Origin of the sequence: Methylobacillus sp. (assembly GCF_036844465.1) — a bacterium.
In the GTDB taxonomy this organism is placed as follows: Bacteria; Pseudomonadota; Gammaproteobacteria; order Burkholderiales; family Methylophilaceae; genus Methylobacillus.
In genome coordinates this window covers 1-16,463 of record NZ_DAIUFW010000019.1, presented here as the reverse complement: position 1 = coordinate 16,463, position 16,463 = coordinate 1, and the positions used below count along the sequence as shown (strand labels likewise).

The following is a 16,463-nucleotide window of genomic DNA, read 5'->3' as shown; positions in this document are numbered from 1 at the left end:
GGGGATGCGGCTAAAAACTTGGACTACTTGGAGGTAGTTCATGTATTCGTACGAAGACCGAATCCGAGCCGTCAAGCTCTACATCAAGCTTGGCAAGCGCCTCAGTTCCACCATCCGCCAACTGGGCTATCCGACCAAGAACTCCCTCATTGGCTGGTACCGGGAGTACGAGCAGAGCCAGGACCTGCGAATCGGGTATTCGCGAACGGGACAGAAGTACTCCGATCAGCAGAAGCATGCGGCGGTGAAGCACTACCTTGAACACGATCGGTGCATTGCCTCGACCATGCGCGCCTTGGGATATCCCGGTCGGGAGGTACTGACCAGGTGGATTGATGAGCTGCACCCCGAGGTTCGCCATCGAATGGTCGGCCGGGCGCCGAACACCCTGCACCCCGACGCGATTAAAAATGCAGCGGTGATTGAGCTCTGCACCCGCAAGACCAGCGCACAAGAAATCGCCCAGAAGCTGGCGGTGTGTCGGCCTACGCTGTACAACTGGAAGAACCAGTTGCTCGGCCGCGAGGTACCCGCATCCATGAAACGTCAAAACAATTCACCGCCAGTGCCTGATGTTGCCGAACTGCAGCGCCAGGTCGAGTCGCTGCAACAGAGCATTCACCGCCTTCAGCTCGAACATGACATCTTGAAGAAGGCCAATGAGTTGCTAAAAAAAGGCCTGGGCGTCAACCCTCAGCTCCTGAGCAATCGGGAGAAGACTCTGCTGGTTGACGCCCTCAAGCCGATCTATTCGCTCGCAGAGCTACTTGGCGAACTTGGCCTTGCTCGCAGTTCCTACTTCTACCACTGCGCCCGCCAGCGAAGGCCTGACAAATATGCTGACGCCCGCGTTGCAGCTGCCGATGTGTTTCAGAGCAACCACCGCAGCTACGGTTACCGGCGTATGCGGGCGGCGCTGGGCAGACGCCAGTTGCACCTGTCTGAAAAAGTAGTGCAGCGCCTGATGAAGCAGGAGGGATTGATTGTTCCCGCGCGCAAGAAGCGTCGATACGGGTCCTACCTCGGAGAGATCAGCCCTGCGCCAGACAACCTGCTCAATCGTGACTTCCAGGCGGCGGCTCCGAATGAGAAGTGGCTCACCGACATTACAGAGTTCCAGATACCGGCAGGAAAGGTTTACCTCTCGCCTGTGATCGACTGCTTCGATGGCATGGTGGTGAGCTGGACGCTTGGCACCCGACCGGACTCTGAGTTGGTGAACACGATGCTCGATGCGGCCATTGACACGGTGCAATCGTGCGACAGCAAGCCGATCATTCACTCCGACCGTGGAGCTCATTACCGGTGGCCGGGCTGGCTTGATCGGATGCACAGTGCGAAGCTGACGCGGTCGATGTCGCGCAAGGGGTGCTCACCGGACAACGCGGCCTGCGAAGGCTTCTTTGGGCGCCTGAAGAATGAGATGTTCTACCCCCGGGATTGGAAGTCGACCACCATTGAGGTGTTCATCCGAGCGGTGCACGAGTACATCCTCTGGTACAACGAAAAACGGATCAAGATGTCGTTGGGTTCCCTCAGCCCCATCGAGTACCGCGAAAGTCTGGGCTTAATCAACTGAAACCAGTCCAAGAATTGCGCTGCACCCCCCAGTGATGATTTTTCGCAACCACGCGACGAACTGCGCCATGGTGAAGCAGGATTCGGCTTGTACTCGTCGGACGGGTATCGCCTCGACCCGCATGACCCCAACAATCCGTATGACGACTAACAAGGCTATGTTTTTTTGATGAATTTGTATATTGCGCTTGACCTAGGCAACAGAGGACTTAATCGAGCTATCGCTGATATTCAGCGCCGCCATCAGACATTCAAAAACTGGTGCAACGGCCGTGAAGGGATGGAAGTTTTATATGAGCTGCTCTTCCCAAACAATATGCCAATCACGGGCTATGTTTCCAATCGGCAGCGGGACAAGCAGAATCCACGATACGCACAGATGGCGATTCGGGTAAACGCCGCTGGGCGGGATTGGCCTTTCCCAGACGGATGCGCCTTCATCGCCACGGGAAGCTGGCCCACCGAATCTTCTTCACCGCTCTTTCTCATCAATGGTTTCATCGAGACTGCCGACCTACCTGTGCGATCTTTCGAGCGCGAAGTCACTGCATTTGCCGTGCATGACAGCTTGCAATCCGCGCCCGGTCAGCGGCGCATTCAGCGCGTCAATAACCTGCTCACGCCGCAACTGTTGGCCGACTTGCCGCCAATCACGCAGCAAACCGAAAAGCAGTTGACCGAGTGGACTGAGTTTCTTCGATGGAAAGAAAGCCTCATCCGCCACAAGGCGCGCGGCTTGCGCTACATCAGCCGTGAATGGCGTGACGAGCAGTTGGTTTTTTCCTTGGTCGCGCAGAGCGCACAGGCTTTGCAAAAAGACCGCAAGGCTTTGGGGCGGGATGATCTGGTGGCGTTTCAGGTTGGTCAATCCAAAGAACCGTGGGTGTTCGGATTGCCTGAAAGGGAGGAGCGCCGCCTTCCTCGGCTAGGGCAGGCTGGCAAACTCTCAGAGCCTGCATCGTTGCCGAAAGACAGGCAATTACCCAAGGACGGCAACTTGCCGGAGTGTCCTTGGCCTGCGCCCGTATTTGCCGAGCTGACCGTCTCACTGACCGAAGACGACGCGAATGACCTCGCCAATGCCGAGGAGCCGGATGCCCTGCGCCAGCGCATCTTGAGTCAAATCCCGGAGTCCGGTTTTCTGTCCATTTCAACGGCAGGCGACATGAGTCTGATCAAGCGCCATCAACAGGCGTTGCGACAGTTGCAAGAACAGGGTGGCTATGCGCCGTATTTAACTGATTATCTGTTCGAGGCTGCACAGGTTTCCGTACCGCAACGTCTGGAGCCGGTGACCCAGTGGGCCAATGACAAGCTCAATCCGGCCCAGAAAGAAGCCGTGGTCAAGATTCTGTCTGCACCGGATTTGTGCTTGGTTCAAGGGCCGCCGGGCACGGGCAAGACCACTGTGATCGCGGAAGCCATCGTCCAATTGGCGCGGCGCGGGCAGCGGGTGCTGCTAGCATCCCAGGCGCATACCGCAGTGGACAATGCGCTGGACAGGTTGGGGCATGACGGTTCTTTGCGCGTAGTGCGGTTGGCGCGGAATGAACGCAAGGTGACAGAGGATGGAGCGGCCTTCGCGGGGCAGGCAGCCTTGCAGCGTTACTACAAGGCCTTGGCCGGGCAAACCGAAGACCGTCTTGCAGTGTGGAAGCGCGGTGACGAAGACTTGCGTCTCTTGCTGGAGTGGCATGAGCGCGCGGCTTTTGTGTTGCACGACGAGAAGGAGTTGAGCGCCAGACGTGGGCAGCTTGAAACGGACTTTGCATCGGCCCGCAGCCAGACAACGCAGACGCAGCAGGCGTATGACGCTGCCTGTGCGATGCTGGATGAGGACAAGGCCAAACGTCAGCGCCTGCACAGCATTCAGGCCTTGCTGCATGGCAAAGCCGAAACGTTGCATGGCGACTTGCGGTATGTGGATGAGCCTGCCAGAAATCTGGCGCAAGGCCTTGCTTCCTGCGAGGCTGCAGGATTGCTCGTGAAATTTTCGATGGACGATTGGCTGGCCCATCCAGGCAGTCGGGGCGCAATGCTGGCGCATATGCTGGCTGCGTGGCGGCGTTTCACGAATGAGCGAGAAGCTATTGATGCGGACATTCGTCGCCTGCGCGAAGCAGCGGGCGGCCCGATTCAGGATGCCAGCACCCGGTTACGTATTGAATCGCTCCGAAGTGAGGTCAAAGCCTTGGAGGAGCAGATGGAGAAGGACGACGCTTACGTAAATGCTTGGAGAGCCGCGCGCAAGGAGCTCAAAGATTTGGAGCAGGCTGGCGTGGGCTTGGAGCGCAGCCGTTATGACGGCCTGTTTCGCCAAGCGTCCGAATGGTGCGCTCCGATTAAGAACGCGACTCAACTGGCAGACGAAATGGATGTCAGCCTAACAGCATTGGAGAGGACGCGGACGGTCATCGATCAGGCCATCGAAATCGTGAAGCAATCCACGCAGGCTCAATTGTCTCAGCCCACACCTGAAGCCCCGAACGATGGCCTTGTGCGAGCCGCGCGAAACCAAGAGCGCAACGCCCAAAGCAAGATCGATGGCTGGGTCGAGCAGCACAGGCAGCATGAGCAGAAGGTTCAGGCCTTGTTGCAAGATGAGGCGATCACGCAAGGCAATCGCTTGCCGCTGGAGCCTGCTGCGACTTTGTCGCAGCGCATCGAAACCGTCGCCCAAATCATCAAAGTCTTGGAGCAACGTCAGGCCAGCCAGCAATACCAACGCCAGACATGGGGGCCGTTGCTGGATGATTGGAAAAGTGATTTGAGCCGCAACAACGCTTCAGCAGAGGACTGGCAGCATCTGGGCGCGGATTTTCTGGCGAGCTGCAATGTGGTGGCCATTAGCTGCAATGAAAACGAACGCACGTTGGACGATGCTGGGCAGGCGAGTTTTGATGTTGCCATCATTGATGAGGTGAGCAAGGCCACGCCGCTTGAATTGCTGATGCCCTTGATGCGTGCGCGCCGCGCTGTGTTGGTCGGCGACCACCGCCAGTTGCCGCCGCTGTTTCAGGAGGGCGACGAAGCTCGTAGCTTCATGGATGAAGTAGAAGAAAGCGAAGCGGCCAACGCAGAGGAAAACAGCGTTGGCAAGCTTGCCGACGCGCAAACCTTGCTGACCCGCGACAACCTGCGCCGCTTTGAGAAGATGGTTACAGCCTCGTTGTTCAAGTCGCATTTCGAGATGGCGGACGATGCCATCCGCGCACGCCTCAATGTGCAGTTCCGCATGCACCCGCAAATCATGGCGATGGTGAACCACTTTTACGAAGGGCAGTTGGAATGCGGCCTCCTTCGACCTGACGATGATCCAGACCAGAAGCTTCGCCGTGTTCACGGACTGACATTGAGGAATGTGGACGGCGGCTCACCTTTACTCACCCCGGATGACCATGCGTTGTGGGTGGACACAACCTACAACCTGCACAACCAGATTCACCGTGAAGACATGGACGGCAACCAGCCACGGCGCACCAATAAGCTGGAAGCGGAGTTGATTGCCGAAACGCTAGAGAAAATCGAACAGCAATCCGCTGCGCAAGGCTACTCACGTACAAACAAACGCAAAGTCGGCGTGGTGTCTTTCTATGCCAACCAATGCCGAGAAATTCGTGCCGCCATCCGTCGCCGCCGTCCACAGGGTTCCAACGGTCGATTCGAATGCCTCGATGTTGAGGTCAATACCGTGATTCGCTATCAGGGAAAGGAAAAGTCAATCGTGCTGGTCAGCATGGTGCGCCACGATGGGTACGATCCTTTGCGCTCGGGCAATCAGCCTCGGCGTCGCTCCAGCAAGGCCAATGTCGCTCGATTTGAATTTATCAATGTGGCTTTTTCGCGCGCGCAGGCGCTGCTGGTCGTCTTCGGCGCGAAAAGCATGTATGCGTCCTACGAGGTGGATTTGCCGCGTATGGACAGCGCAGGCAGCGTGAAGCGAGCCGTTTACAAGGACATTCTGGATCAACTGGAGCGCGATGCACGGCTAGTTCCGGCAAGGCAGTTGATGTCACCGGATATGCTGCCCCAGCAGCCACAACAGCAACGTGGCAGGTTCAATGCCCCACCCAACCGAGCGGCTACGCCCCTGGGCGACAAGGGAGGTAATCGGGGGGCGCGCGCATGAAGCTGGCAGAAATTTCCGTTCCCTTGCCCTTGTATCGCATTGAATCCGAGGTGACCTATCACACCGAGCGCAAACCCACGGTGTTTGAACGGATGGTATTGCGACTGTGTGATCCTGGGCTCCATTTACCTGATAAACAGAGCCTGTCCTTACTTGGTGTTTTCCGGGATCAATTGGGCGCAGGCGATGTGCGTGAACTGCTGGAGGGCTGCGTATCTGAACTTTCCGCTTTGGGTGCTCTGCCCAAGCGTTACGCCCTTGATATGCTCGAGGTGCGTCTAACTGAGCTTGAATTGACTGCCGATGGCTTGCAATTCTTGCGCAGCGACAGCCTGCCGGTGCGCTCGCGCACGATCAAAGTCAGTCATCACTACGATCCTATCGGTGATGAGATCAAACCGGCCAAGAGGGATGGTGGGCTGCAGAGCCAAGGCAACATGAGCCGCATGAGCTTCGTCGACAACGCTTTGAGGCCGCAAAATCCGTTGCCGCAAGTCGAACGCGCCATAGCGCAGGAAACTTATGACTGGAAAAACCCTGCGACAGTTGTAGACCGCATTGCGCCCGTGGTTCAGCTATCTGGATGGGGAGAGCGCAGGCTCGAAATCTCGTGCAGCGAGGATGGTGTGCTGTCCGCGAGTGCTCCGCGTGATGCCGCATTGCAGCGCTGGCTGGAGCAAGCACAATCCGAACTGGCATGGGAAATTCTGCTTGCTGGCGCACTGACAAGCGAACCGAATGCTTCTCTGCCCGTCATTGGCTCTTCTGTTTTACGCGATGCCCGTACTGCCCGTCCCATTACAGCAACTAATAGGGGTGCAGTCAGAGCGCGGTTGTGCATCGTTACGCAAGGCGTTGCGGCGGATGCGGCAACACCCACCATCGTTTTATCGTCTGAAGTGAACGCACCAGAACTGGTTGCCAGTGGCAAACAGCCGACCGTGCTCACACTGCTCGTGCCCACCCCAGCAGAAATTATGACGGGATTTCGTAGCTTGTCTCTGCCACAGAGCGGCGTAGCGAACGCTCAAGTAGAAGTAGCCGGGAACCTCCGCCTCTATTGGGCTGGACAGCCGCGCCTGTGTGGCCTAGCGGTGACATTGAGTGACCATGCTGCAACCGTGCTTTGGGCCAAGCTGCGCAGAGATTTGGAGGGGGCTTGCGAGCACTCCGATGATCCACGTATTGCCCTCATGCCCGTCGCATGGCGGGATGTCGATGCAATCGGAGAAACGGTGTGGCCGTGGCTTGCCGCGCGTGCCGAACGGCCTCTGGATGATCTGGTGGCGTTGATCGAGCCCGCTACACAAGCAATTGGATTGTGGCGGCCAGATAGGAAAGACTGGAAATCTGCTTGGGAAGAGGTTCTGTCGAAAGCTATGGATGAGTCGTTGCGACATACGCCCAATCAGCTTGATCCTGATGATGTCGTATCTCTATTAATCCAGATAGCTCAGGTCTTGTCTGCCGACAAGGCAGCGTCGTTGCAAGCTGCGTTGCTGCCTCATGCGGCCCCCATTCTTGCCTTGGACTCATTGGCGAAGCTGCGATCAGCTTTGCCTTCATCCACTGAAATTCCAGAAGAATTGCTTTCCAGCGAGTTGCGGCAAGTGTGGCTGGAGCACGCATTGCAGCGCAAAGATTTGAAGCTGTATGGCCCACACGCCGTACAGCAACCAATGCAAGTTATTGAGAGAGCCGTCCAGGATATTTACCGGAGTATTGGCGACCAGGCGTTGAAAGCGGCTGGTAATGGCCAAATGGATGTACGCACCCTGACCCCAGGTGCATTGAATGCCGTGCGCGCTTGGCGTAAAGCGACTGAGCATTTTCACGCTTTAAACACATCATCGCCCCTCTGGGATGCGTTGAATAAAGCAGTGGAAAGCTGGAATTTTCTGGCTCAGGACAAGCTGGCCCCGGTTGAGATTGGGCACCGCGTTGTGGTGTTCGACACCAGCGCTCTGATGGAAAGTCCTGAGCTTTTACAGGATCTTCCTTCCGAAGATATTCCGCTTGTCCCTCATCGCGTTCTGAGCGAGCTGGATGGCTTGAAGACTAGTGAAGATGATGCTCGTGCGGTCAAGGCGCGCGCAGCCATTCGCCAGTTGGATGCGACCTCATATCGCATCCGCCATGAAAAAGAATATACGGCCTTGCTGCCCGCAGAGTGGGATGCCAAGCAACCCGATCATGCCATTCTTTCAACTGCGTTGTTCTTCCGGCTGAATGAAGTTTTGTTTGTGAGTAATGACATCAACCTACGCAACAAAGCGAAGTCTCTTGGTTTGAATACGCAAGATTCCAGGTCATATGCGTCTTCGCGCATTGCTCCAGCTGCTGCTTCGGAAGCGCACGTTCAGATGAAAAACAAACAAAAGAATAAAAGGAGATAAAAGTATGAGCCGAGCTGATGAGTACCGCTATCGAATTGAACGACAGCGTAAACAAGAGCTTGATCGGCAGCGTGTGCGAGAAACAACACGCCCTTTTGTGGAGCGCTATCGGAGCATCTTGAATGATGTCGTTAGTCAAGGGCTGAGCGACGTTATTCCAGCAGAGTTTCGTGAGCTGAGCTCTGAACTCAGGCGCATGGAGGCTTTGCTGGATTCCGACCCGTTTGCCGCCAGAGATATGAGTCGTTCCCTGGGTGGTCGATTTCATGGGTTCCCACGGCTTGCGCGCGAGCAGCGCCGTTCCCGTCATGAAGCGGAGCTGGCCGCAGTCGAGGCATTCCGCAAAGCGCAGCAAGTTGAGGCCGAACGACAGTTGCAGCTGAAGGCAGAACTTGAGGCGGCCTGGCGCGAAGGCTTGAGCGGTTGGAGCACACCAGTCGCACTCAATGCTGCGTTCGGTGAGTTGCAGCAACTACGCGGGCGACTACTTGGCAATGCTGGCAATAACATGACCCCGGCGCAAATTTCATCCGCTTTGCGCGAAGTTCAGCAACGGTATGAAGAGGACGCTGAATGCCAGTTATTGGAAATGAAAAAGCGTGCGCAGCGAGATGCCGTGACCGATGTGCTAACGCTGCAAAGACAGCAGTTGGAACATGAAGCGAATATGGGCGGTGGCGAACGTGCCGCAAAGCTGCGCGAGGCGTTGGCTCATGCGACAGGACTGGCTCCTGAAGAACAGGCCGAAGCTTTGAACCAACTGGCGCAAGAACAGGATGAAGCAGCCGTGGGCGAAAGCCAGCGTCGTGAAGTTGTGCGGGCGGTGTATCAGTCTCTGCAACAAGCTGGCTTTGTCGTGGATGGCCCCGAACATCTCACATCACAAGGGCAAGATGAAGTACTGATTCGCGCCCGTCGTCCTGCTGGCGCGCAGGCGGATTTCCGCGTCAACCTGAGCGGCCATCTCAGCTACAAGTTTCATCAGTACAAAGGCAAAACGTGCGAGAAAGATGTCGCCCCTGTCATGGCAACGCTACAAGATGCTTACGGGATTAGCCTGAGCGACAAGCGCGTGATATGGGTCAACCCCGATGATCTGGATCAGGATGCTCGCCCTTACCCTGATGCGACACAGGAGAGAAGTAAATGAGTTCAGTTTTGTTGCCGTGGCAGGAAGACTTTCGTCGCGAATGCGGCATACGGCGCGGTGTGATATTGCATGGCAACACGGGTGATTTGACATCTGATCCCGAAGCGCCAGGGCAATGGATTGCTTTGCCGACCGCGTTGAAGAGCCTACTGCGTCAGCGCGGGTACCAGCATGTGGTTTTCTGGAACCGCATCAATGGTGTCAGTGGCATTGATGCGAGGACTTGGGGAGAATTGCAAAGCTCCGTTACGCCACATGCAGTGAGAGGCAGCACGTCCGAGGGGAGCGCCTATGACATGGGCGAATTGCCTCCTACATCTGTGCCGAGCCCCGCATCCAGCGGCATTTCGGCAAGCGCGGATGACTTTCTGGCTGTTGCTGCGCAATGGCTACGACAACCTCGTGCCGAAAAGCCAGTCGCTTTTGTGCTGGATTGGACGCAATACTTGTTTGGTAGCGCCAACTCGTTGAGTGAGAATGAGCGCGGATGGTTGCTGCGCCTAGGGCAGGCTACCCGTGATGCTGCTGTGGTTAGAAATGTTGAAAACATTGGGCAGCCTCAATCACTGCTGGTGCTGTTGTGTGGGGGCTTGAATGTGTTGCCACCATCGCTCTACTTGAACAATCCACTATTTGGGGAAATAGCAATTCCCTTGCCGACCAGGCAAATTCGCGAGTCTGCTGTACTGGGATTGAAAGAAGTGTTTCGACTACAGCCCCTTTTGCAGCAAGGCGGGCGTGAGTTGGCTGACTTCGTTGATGGACTGGAGGGACAGAGTATTCGCGACATTCACAATCTCGCACGACTTTCACGACAAGAGACCGAAGTCTCAAGTGCGCTGTCTCTACTCAATTTGTATCGCCATGGCCGCAGGCACAGTCCTTGGGAGCAACTGGATCACAAAAAACTTCAGACCATTGTCGAAACGCTGGGGCGGCGCGTCAAAGGTCAAGGGGAAGCCATTGAGTCGGTGCGCCGCATTCTCGTGCGCGCCTTCACGGGACTATCGGGGCTTCAACACTCATACAGGCAACGCACTCCAAAGGGGGTGTTGTTTTTTGTCGGCCCAACGGGCGTCGGTAAAACTGAATTGGCGAAATCAATTGCCGAGTTTCTCTTCGGCGACGAAGAGGCCTGCCTTCGCTTCGACATGTCAGAGTTCAATCACGAGCATGCTGACCAGCGATTGGTGGGTGCACCGCCAGGTTACGTGGGTTACGAGGCTGGTGGGCAGTTGACCAATTCGGTCAAAAAAAGACCGTTTTCTCTGTTATTGTTTGATGAAATTGAGAAGGCACATCCCCGCATTCTCGACAAGTTTTTGCAAATTCTAGAAGACGGGCGCTTGACGGATGGCAAGGGCGAAACGGTGATTTTTTCGGATACTGTCATCGTCTTCACCTCGAACATTGGCGCAGCCGAGGTCAGTTATGAAAGTCAGGATGTGCGCAATGAATTCATCCAAAAGGTTCGGCATCACTTCGTACACGAGCTGAAGCGCCCAGAATTGTTAGGGCGAATTGGTGAGGCCAACATTATTCCATTCAACTTCATGCGTGACGATGGCTTTTTGATTGACATTGCCCGTGCCAAGTTGGAGCCGCTACGCAAAGGGCTGAAGGATAAATGGGGTGTTTCTGAACTGAGACTGGTCAAGGAGGCCGAGATACTAGCTTTACTGATCAGAGAAGTGGATCGGGGAGCGGGTGGTCGCGGCGTCCCCAATGCGCTTACCAATAAGCTAATTGATCCACTGGCCGATTTTCTGTTTGCACAAATGGCCACCCCTGATCAGATTCGGGGGAAAGCAATTGAAATTCATATTGCAGGTGGCAAATTGCTATTTGAGCTGGAGTGAAATTGTGCATTGGTTAAACATGGCATCTCGCCTACCTTGCACCGAAGCCGAAGGGCCGGGGCGAAGAGCTGCATTGTGGGTGCAAGGTTGCAACAAACGTTGTCATGGCTGCTGCAACCCGGCGTATCTGCAGCTGGCTGAGCGTGAGCTTGTTTCGGCTTCATCGGTTCTCGACTGGCTGAGGAATGCGCATCATGCGCACGATCTTGAAGGGGTGACCTTTCTCGGTGGCGAGCCCATGTTGCAAGCACAAGGTTTGGCTGTCGTTGCTCAAGGAGTCCAGTCACTGGGGCTATCGGTGATGGTATTCAGTGGGTATACAAAAAATGAGCTTGATGCGATGCGACTACCTGGCGTTGATCAACTTCTTCGCTATACGGATGTGCTAGTGGATGGCCCGTATGAGGCGGATTTACCAGATCGGAATCGCCGCTGGGTTGGCTCTACCAATCAACAATTTCATTATTTGACGGAGCGTTATGATGTGCGAATTGAATCCAACGACAAAGTCGAGCGAGTGCTTGAGATTCGCCTGAAAACAGATGGGTCGGTGTTTATAAATGGGTGGCCAGAAAGGGTTGTGCGCTAATTGATTTCGCCGGTGAGCTCCAACTCTGGCTCACATGTTTCATATAAATCCTTGCAGCTAAGCGCTATTTCAGTAAACACATGTGGGCTCCCGTTCTGGTTAAAGGTGCTGTAAATTTATGATTTTTTCGCGACGCCCGTCTGGGCTGGCGACCTTGGGGCAGCGCGGGTCGGGCATTCCGATTATCCCCGTAGTTTGATAGCCGCTGCCTAAGCAGCCACCGCGGCACAGCCTGAAATAGCGACAAGTGTTGCAAGCGGGATGCTTGACCTGAATGCTCGACGGCTTAGTGAGAATTACGTCGAGGTCTGATCGATACAGATTTCCCATCGGCCGATCCTTGAAGCAGGTACACGAGCACACGTCTCCGTTGGTATAGATATAGACCTTCGCCGTACCTGCCCCGCAATTTGTTGCCGACGGGGGCAATTCAAGCGCGGCCAGTACATCATCTGAAAGCTCATCGAGTCGATCAAAGTCGTACATTGGCGTCATTTTCAGGCGCGTCTTCGTCGGTAGCGCTCGCAAACGGTAGACATGTTCGTTCCACTTTCTCCCATCTATGTGTACACCGCTCGCAGCCCTGCCCGCATAAGTCGCCCGTTTGATGGCAATATGGGCCAATCCGAGCACGTCCAACGAGGCGATGAAAGCATCAGCACGTGCCATGAAGTCGACATCCACGACCGTGGTTGAGACGCTGCAGCGAATGCCATGTTCTACGAGTCTTCGTAGAGTTCGCACGGCCTTACGGTAGGAGTCAGGGCCGCGAATTGCGTCATGCATCGCCTCGTCGCCATCCAACGATACTTGCACGGATAGACGTGCATGTCGTGGCAGCTCCTTCAGCGTCCGCTCGTTGAAGAACGAGGTCACTCCATTCGTATTGATGGTAATGGACAGTCCGAGTTGCAGCCCGAAATCAAGTAGCTCCCGGAAATGACGATGCAGCGTCGGCTCTCCGCCGCTCAGCAACACCAGGCTTTCTGGATGGCTGCGCGCAATCTGCGTTAACGCATTTTTGATCATGCCAGTTTCCGCAGTTTCGTCGCGGTAAGGAGATGAGTCGCGAATGCAATGCGAACACGTTAGGTTGCAGCGTTCCGTGATAACGAAATAGAACTGCTCCATCATTCCAGCTCGAGATATGGTCGTGGCCGCGTGAGCGGGGGAAAGGGGCGACTGGCCTCGTTACGCAACGCATTAATCAGGTTGTCGAGCGCGGTGGTGTTTTGCATTGAAGTGCCTTTCATGCATGGTTGCTGCACATACTCCTCCAGCAGCTCCCCAATCTCCGGATACGACTCTAATTTCTTGATCCAATCCCCGAGCGTCAACGGATACCAACCGAGCGCCAGATGGGCGGAATGATTTTCCTCTGTCTGCGTAAAGTGCCAGATCCCCCGCGGGCAATAGAACACGTCGCCCTGCTTCAAGAGCACGGACTGCCAGCCAGTGAAATTTTCATCCACCGGCGGTACAGACTGGTGGCGCATCGAGCGAGACAGCACATGCGAGTCCTCGCGATAAAACCAACGCTTGCTGCCATGGATCTGGATGGCAAAAACATCGTGCCGGTCGAAATGAACGTTAACCCCCTGCGTACGCCGAGCAGTGTAGTAACCGTTGACGCTTACGCGGGTTTGAGTCTCTTCACTGAGCTGGTCGACAAATGACTCAAGCGGCGGGTGACACTCCTGGATGCGATCGTATACGAGGGTGCCGCCACGGGCGATGGCCAGCAGAATCTTCTTCCGATTCAGTTCGTTGTTGAGGTTATTGCTGTACCGATCCTTGTCGTCGATCAGATCATATTTGTGGAGCGTGTTGCGATGATCGGTGACTCGGACGCGGGGGTACAGTAGCGACGAAAAGTTGAGGATGGCATTGAGATCGCTCAGCGCAAAGAGATGCGCAAACTTGTCTGGCGAACCAGTGATATGCAGCGGGCGCTTACCATAGGCCTCGCTAAAAAAGCGTGGCGTTGGCATATCGCCCAGCAGGAACTGAAGGAGGGAATTGGTTTCTTCACTCATGGCATTACCAAACCGGGCCGTGTAATTAACGATACACGTCGTGCGCGCAGATGCGCGATCTGTGTTGGCGGAATCCGGTCTTCGATGTAGCTGATATCTAGTTCGCGCAGATTCTGAATGGAAAAGACCCACTCAGGCAAACACGAGATCTGCGTTCTGGCCAAGCCAAGAGACTCCAGTGCGGCACACTCACTTAGCGTTTCGGGCAGGGATACGAGCGGATTCGCACCAAGGTTGAGTCGAGAAAGGGCCGAGTGCCCTGCGGGCCAATCAAAGGTAGTCAGTCGATTGCGATAAAGGCTGAGCGACTTAATTCGTGCCACTTCCACAGGCATCGCTGCAAATTCATGAAGATCATTTTTTTGCAGATAGAGATACTCTAGTCCTCGCGGCAGCTGCGTGAGGGGCATCTGCTTGATGCCGTTTGCCGCCAAGCCAAGCCACCGACAAGTGTCCAACTTCGACACAAGTCCATCCCATGAAAAAGCATTACTGCCAAGATCGATTACTTCAGCATGAAGCGTATCCCCCAGATCATCTAGCGCGTCGTCACCGAGACCGGCGTGAGTCATCTTCAGGATGCGTGGAGAGATTACTTGAATATGGCTTGCGATACGCTTCCGAATTGCACGCTCGGCAGGCTTCAAAAGGCTGATTCCGGCGCAGGAGTCGTAGAAGTCAAGCATACGCTTGCGCGCATTCCACTGGGGCGCTCGCGGCAAGAGGCGGGCAATGCAGTTCAATTCGAATACATCGCTAAAGCTCGTCGCATCGGCTAGATTCAAAATCTCGCTAGCCAGGGCGACAGCGGTGAACCGATCGAGCTTGATCTCCAGCATCTCAAAGATGCCGACACCACTGAAAAGACGACTGACTTTGATGCTGAATGGCGTTTCGGGAGTGACGAATTCGTCTGATGCATGACGATCGCCATGCGCGACCACCACAATGGCGCATTCACGATAACTATCGCACGACGCTAGGCGGGCGAGGTGAATGTGTACTTTGTCCGTAAGATCGTTGTCGCCAAAAATCGGCAACAGCAGCACAACAACCGGATAGCTAGCACCATCGCGCGTTGCAAGCTCGTGATCGGACAGTCGACTAAGATGAGGCTTGACGCCCTGAGCGCTCAGGGCCTCGACGAGTAAAGCTTCCCCCTCGGTCTCCCTGGGCAGCCCCGAGACGAGCAGCAGGGATTCATCCATGCGAAATTGCGAGCAGCAGATCAGCTAAAGTCCTTGTCGCAGTGGTCGGCCTCTTTCCACATGCCGAACATGCCTGACAGATCGGACACCGCTTCAGCATCCAGATCACTCAGTTTCAAAACCTCCCGACGCAAGACATTTTCATTAGAAGCGCCGTTCGGCATTACATTGTTATTCAGCTCAATCAATTGCATGGTCATTTCCTTCGTATTGATTATTGACAGCCCTGCGCACGTAGTAGTGCCAACAAGGCAGTTGCGGCATCTCTGCAAGAGTTTGTATCAAAATTACGGGGTTTTGTCGATTTTATGGTGGAGCAGTCCCCCGCCACGGTCATAGAGCTTGTCACCGCGTTACCTTGTTGACTCCCGACGAAGTACCGTCCTTCGCTTCTTTTGATCCCGTCGCCAGATTCTGTGCCAGCGCACCGGCTCTTACGCCTGCCCATCCCAGGGCTGCGACCCAAAACGTCGGCAAAACCAGGAACATCGTCCCCATCACGAAATTCAGGAGCATGTCGCCGAAGGCATTGTTCAGTCCCACCAGCGGGTCGAAGTTGCTGTGCGGCCGGTTCCAGCCGAACCCCCAGCCATAGAGCGCATCGAGGATGGTGCTGTCGACCCAGCGAGCGAGCTGGAACCAGAAATCCACGAAGAACAGCGCGAACTGCACGACGCTCACGGTGATGACCGTCTTCAGGTCATAGGTGCCCACGACCAGCACCAGCGGGATGCAGATGACCAGCGCCATCTTGAGCAAGGCCAGCACCATGGGCAACGCCTGGCGCACGACGTCCATGGCGGGGAACGCGGCGATCGCCCCCACGGCCATCCCGACATCGCCTGCCGCGCGCGTCACGATGTTCGGCAAGGTCTTGTCGATCTGGCCGCCGTAGTCGGTATAGACCGCACCCTGGTTGAGCTTCTGCTGCCGCGGCGAGGCAATCGCGCGGATCACGGAATCGTCCACTTCGGCGCGGCTCAGGAACCCGGCCCAGCCCGCCAGCCGATTCAACAGGCTCGGGTCCACCTGCCCCAGCAGCCGCGCGCGCAGGCCGTTGCTGCCATCGGCCCACCACTGCCTGCAGTTAGGGTAGCCGCCACCGCTGGCCACCTGCGCAAGCCCCGCATCGCGGGTGCTGTCGTAGGGCCAGTCGTCGCGCGGCGTGCTGGAGCGGTAGGTGTCGTAGTAACCGCCCGTGTCCGTGAAGAAGCGCGAACCGATCCAGGTCACGTCGTGCATCTGCGTCTCATCGAGGTCCGGGCGCTGCATGAACAGTTTGGCGCGCGCCGGCCCGTAGCAGTCGCGCGAGAAATCCGCCACATCCTGAGCCAGCACCGGATCGTCGATGCGCGTGGCGTCGATCTCCATGCGCATCTGCCGCAGGTCGGTGCCGCACGGGATCGCGGCCACCGAGGCCCCCGTGACGGCGCGCGAGAGCGCATGCATGAAACCCCACCAGACCGGCACCTTGGCACTCTGGTTGTTGATGGTGCTGAAGGACTGCGACCAGCCGGT

General features: G+C 56.0%; 11 protein-coding genes. 6 read left to right on the top strand and 5 right to left on the bottom strand.

What is annotated here, in order from left to right:
- Positions 1–40: 40 nt before the first annotated feature.
- From V7Z75_RS13310 to V7Z75_RS13285, 6 genes are all read left to right on the top strand, one after another.
- On the top strand, positions 41–1,579 hold the full coding sequence (locus V7Z75_RS13310) for an IS3 family transposase (protein WP_334109143.1): 1,539 nt from the start codon (positions 41–43) through the stop codon (positions 1,577–1,579).
- Between the two features lie 378 nt (positions 1,580–1,957).
- Positions 1,958–5,707, top strand: coding sequence for a DEAD/DEAH box helicase (locus tag V7Z75_RS13305; protein ID WP_334109142.1), 3,750 nt, complete (start codon positions 1,958–1,960; stop codon positions 5,705–5,707).
- Positions 5,704–8,103 (top strand): PIN domain-containing protein, encoded by a 2,400-nt coding sequence (locus V7Z75_RS13300; protein WP_194770506.1) that lies wholly within the window; start codon positions 5,704–5,706, stop codon positions 8,101–8,103. The genes V7Z75_RS13305 and V7Z75_RS13300 overlap by 4 nt, the downstream gene beginning before the upstream one ends.
- 4 nt (positions 8,104–8,107) lie before the next feature.
- Positions 8,108–9,253: a hypothetical protein gene (locus tag V7Z75_RS13295; RefSeq protein ID WP_181127542.1), complete on the top strand. Its 1,146-nt coding sequence runs from the start codon at positions 8,108–8,110 to the stop codon at positions 9,251–9,253.
- The gene (locus V7Z75_RS13290; RefSeq protein ID WP_334109141.1) at positions 9,250–11,112 is read left to right on the top strand and encodes an AAA family ATPase; all 1,863 of its coding nucleotides are present in this window, start codon (positions 9,250–9,252) and stop codon (positions 11,110–11,112) included. Before V7Z75_RS13295 ends, V7Z75_RS13290 begins: the two co-directional genes overlap by 4 nt.
- Complete coding sequence (locus tag V7Z75_RS13285) at positions 11,066–11,701, top strand: 4Fe-4S single cluster domain-containing protein (RefSeq protein ID WP_228529678.1); 636 nt, start codon at positions 11,066–11,068, stop codon at positions 11,699–11,701. Before V7Z75_RS13290 ends, V7Z75_RS13285 begins: the two co-directional genes overlap by 47 nt.
- Before the next feature lie 99 nt (positions 11,702–11,800).
- Here V7Z75_RS13285 and V7Z75_RS13280 read toward each other — a convergent pair whose 3' ends face one another.
- From V7Z75_RS13280 to V7Z75_RS13260, 5 genes are all read right to left on the bottom strand, one after another.
- A complete protein-coding gene (locus V7Z75_RS13280) occupies positions 11,801–12,832 on the bottom strand; it encodes a radical SAM/SPASM domain-containing protein (RefSeq protein ID WP_334109144.1) in 1,032 nt (343 codons plus the stop codon).
- A complete protein-coding gene (locus V7Z75_RS13275; RefSeq protein WP_181127539.1) occupies positions 12,832–13,737 on the bottom strand; it encodes a JmjC domain-containing protein in 906 nt (301 codons plus the stop codon). Before V7Z75_RS13275 ends, V7Z75_RS13280 begins: the two co-directional genes overlap by 1 nt.
- On the bottom strand, positions 13,734–14,945 hold the full coding sequence (locus tag V7Z75_RS13270) for a leucine-rich repeat domain-containing protein (protein ID WP_181127538.1): 1,212 nt from the start codon (positions 14,943–14,945) through the stop codon (positions 13,734–13,736). Before V7Z75_RS13270 ends, V7Z75_RS13275 begins: the two co-directional genes overlap by 4 nt.
- Positions 14,946–14,965: 20 nt before the next feature.
- Positions 14,966–15,139 (bottom strand): hypothetical protein, encoded by a 174-nt coding sequence (locus V7Z75_RS13265; protein ID WP_181127537.1) that lies wholly within the window; start codon positions 15,137–15,139, stop codon positions 14,966–14,968.
- 151 nt (positions 15,140–15,290) lie between these two features.
- Positions 15,291–16,463: conjugal transfer protein TraG N-terminal domain-containing protein (locus tag V7Z75_RS13260; RefSeq protein ID WP_334109140.1), on the bottom strand; the 1,173-nt coding region annotated here is incomplete at its 5' end.

Bases quoted from the DNA above. Each gene is read 5' to 3' on its own strand.
- V7Z75_RS13310 (WP_334109143.1), top strand. From the start codon at position 41: ATGTATTCGTACGAAGACCGAATCCGAGCCGTCAAGCTCTACATCAAG.
- V7Z75_RS13305 (WP_334109142.1), top strand. From the start codon at position 1,958: ATGGCGATTCGGGTAAACGCCGCTGGGCGGGATTGGCCTTTCCCAGAC.
- V7Z75_RS13300 (WP_194770506.1), top strand. From the start codon at position 5,704: ATGAAGCTGGCAGAAATTTCCGTTCCCTTGCCCTTGTATCGCATTGAA.
- V7Z75_RS13295 (WP_181127542.1), top strand. From the start codon at position 8,108: ATGAGCCGAGCTGATGAGTACCGCTATCGAATTGAACGACAGCGTAAA.
- V7Z75_RS13290 (WP_334109141.1), top strand. From the start codon at position 9,250: ATGAGTTCAGTTTTGTTGCCGTGGCAGGAAGACTTTCGTCGCGAATGC.
- V7Z75_RS13280 (WP_334109144.1), bottom strand. From the start codon at position 12,832: ATGGAGCAGTTCTATTTCGTTATCACGGAACGCTGCAACCTAACGTGT.
- V7Z75_RS13275 (WP_181127539.1), bottom strand. From the start codon at position 13,737: ATGAGTGAAGAAACCAATTCCCTCCTTCAGTTCCTGCTGGGCGATATG.
- V7Z75_RS13270 (WP_181127538.1), bottom strand. From the start codon at position 14,945: ATGGATGAATCCCTGCTGCTCGTCTCGGGGCTGCCCAGGGAGACCGAG.
- V7Z75_RS13265 (WP_181127537.1), bottom strand. From the start codon at position 15,139: ATGCAATTGATTGAGCTGAATAACAATGTAATGCCGAACGGCGCTTCT.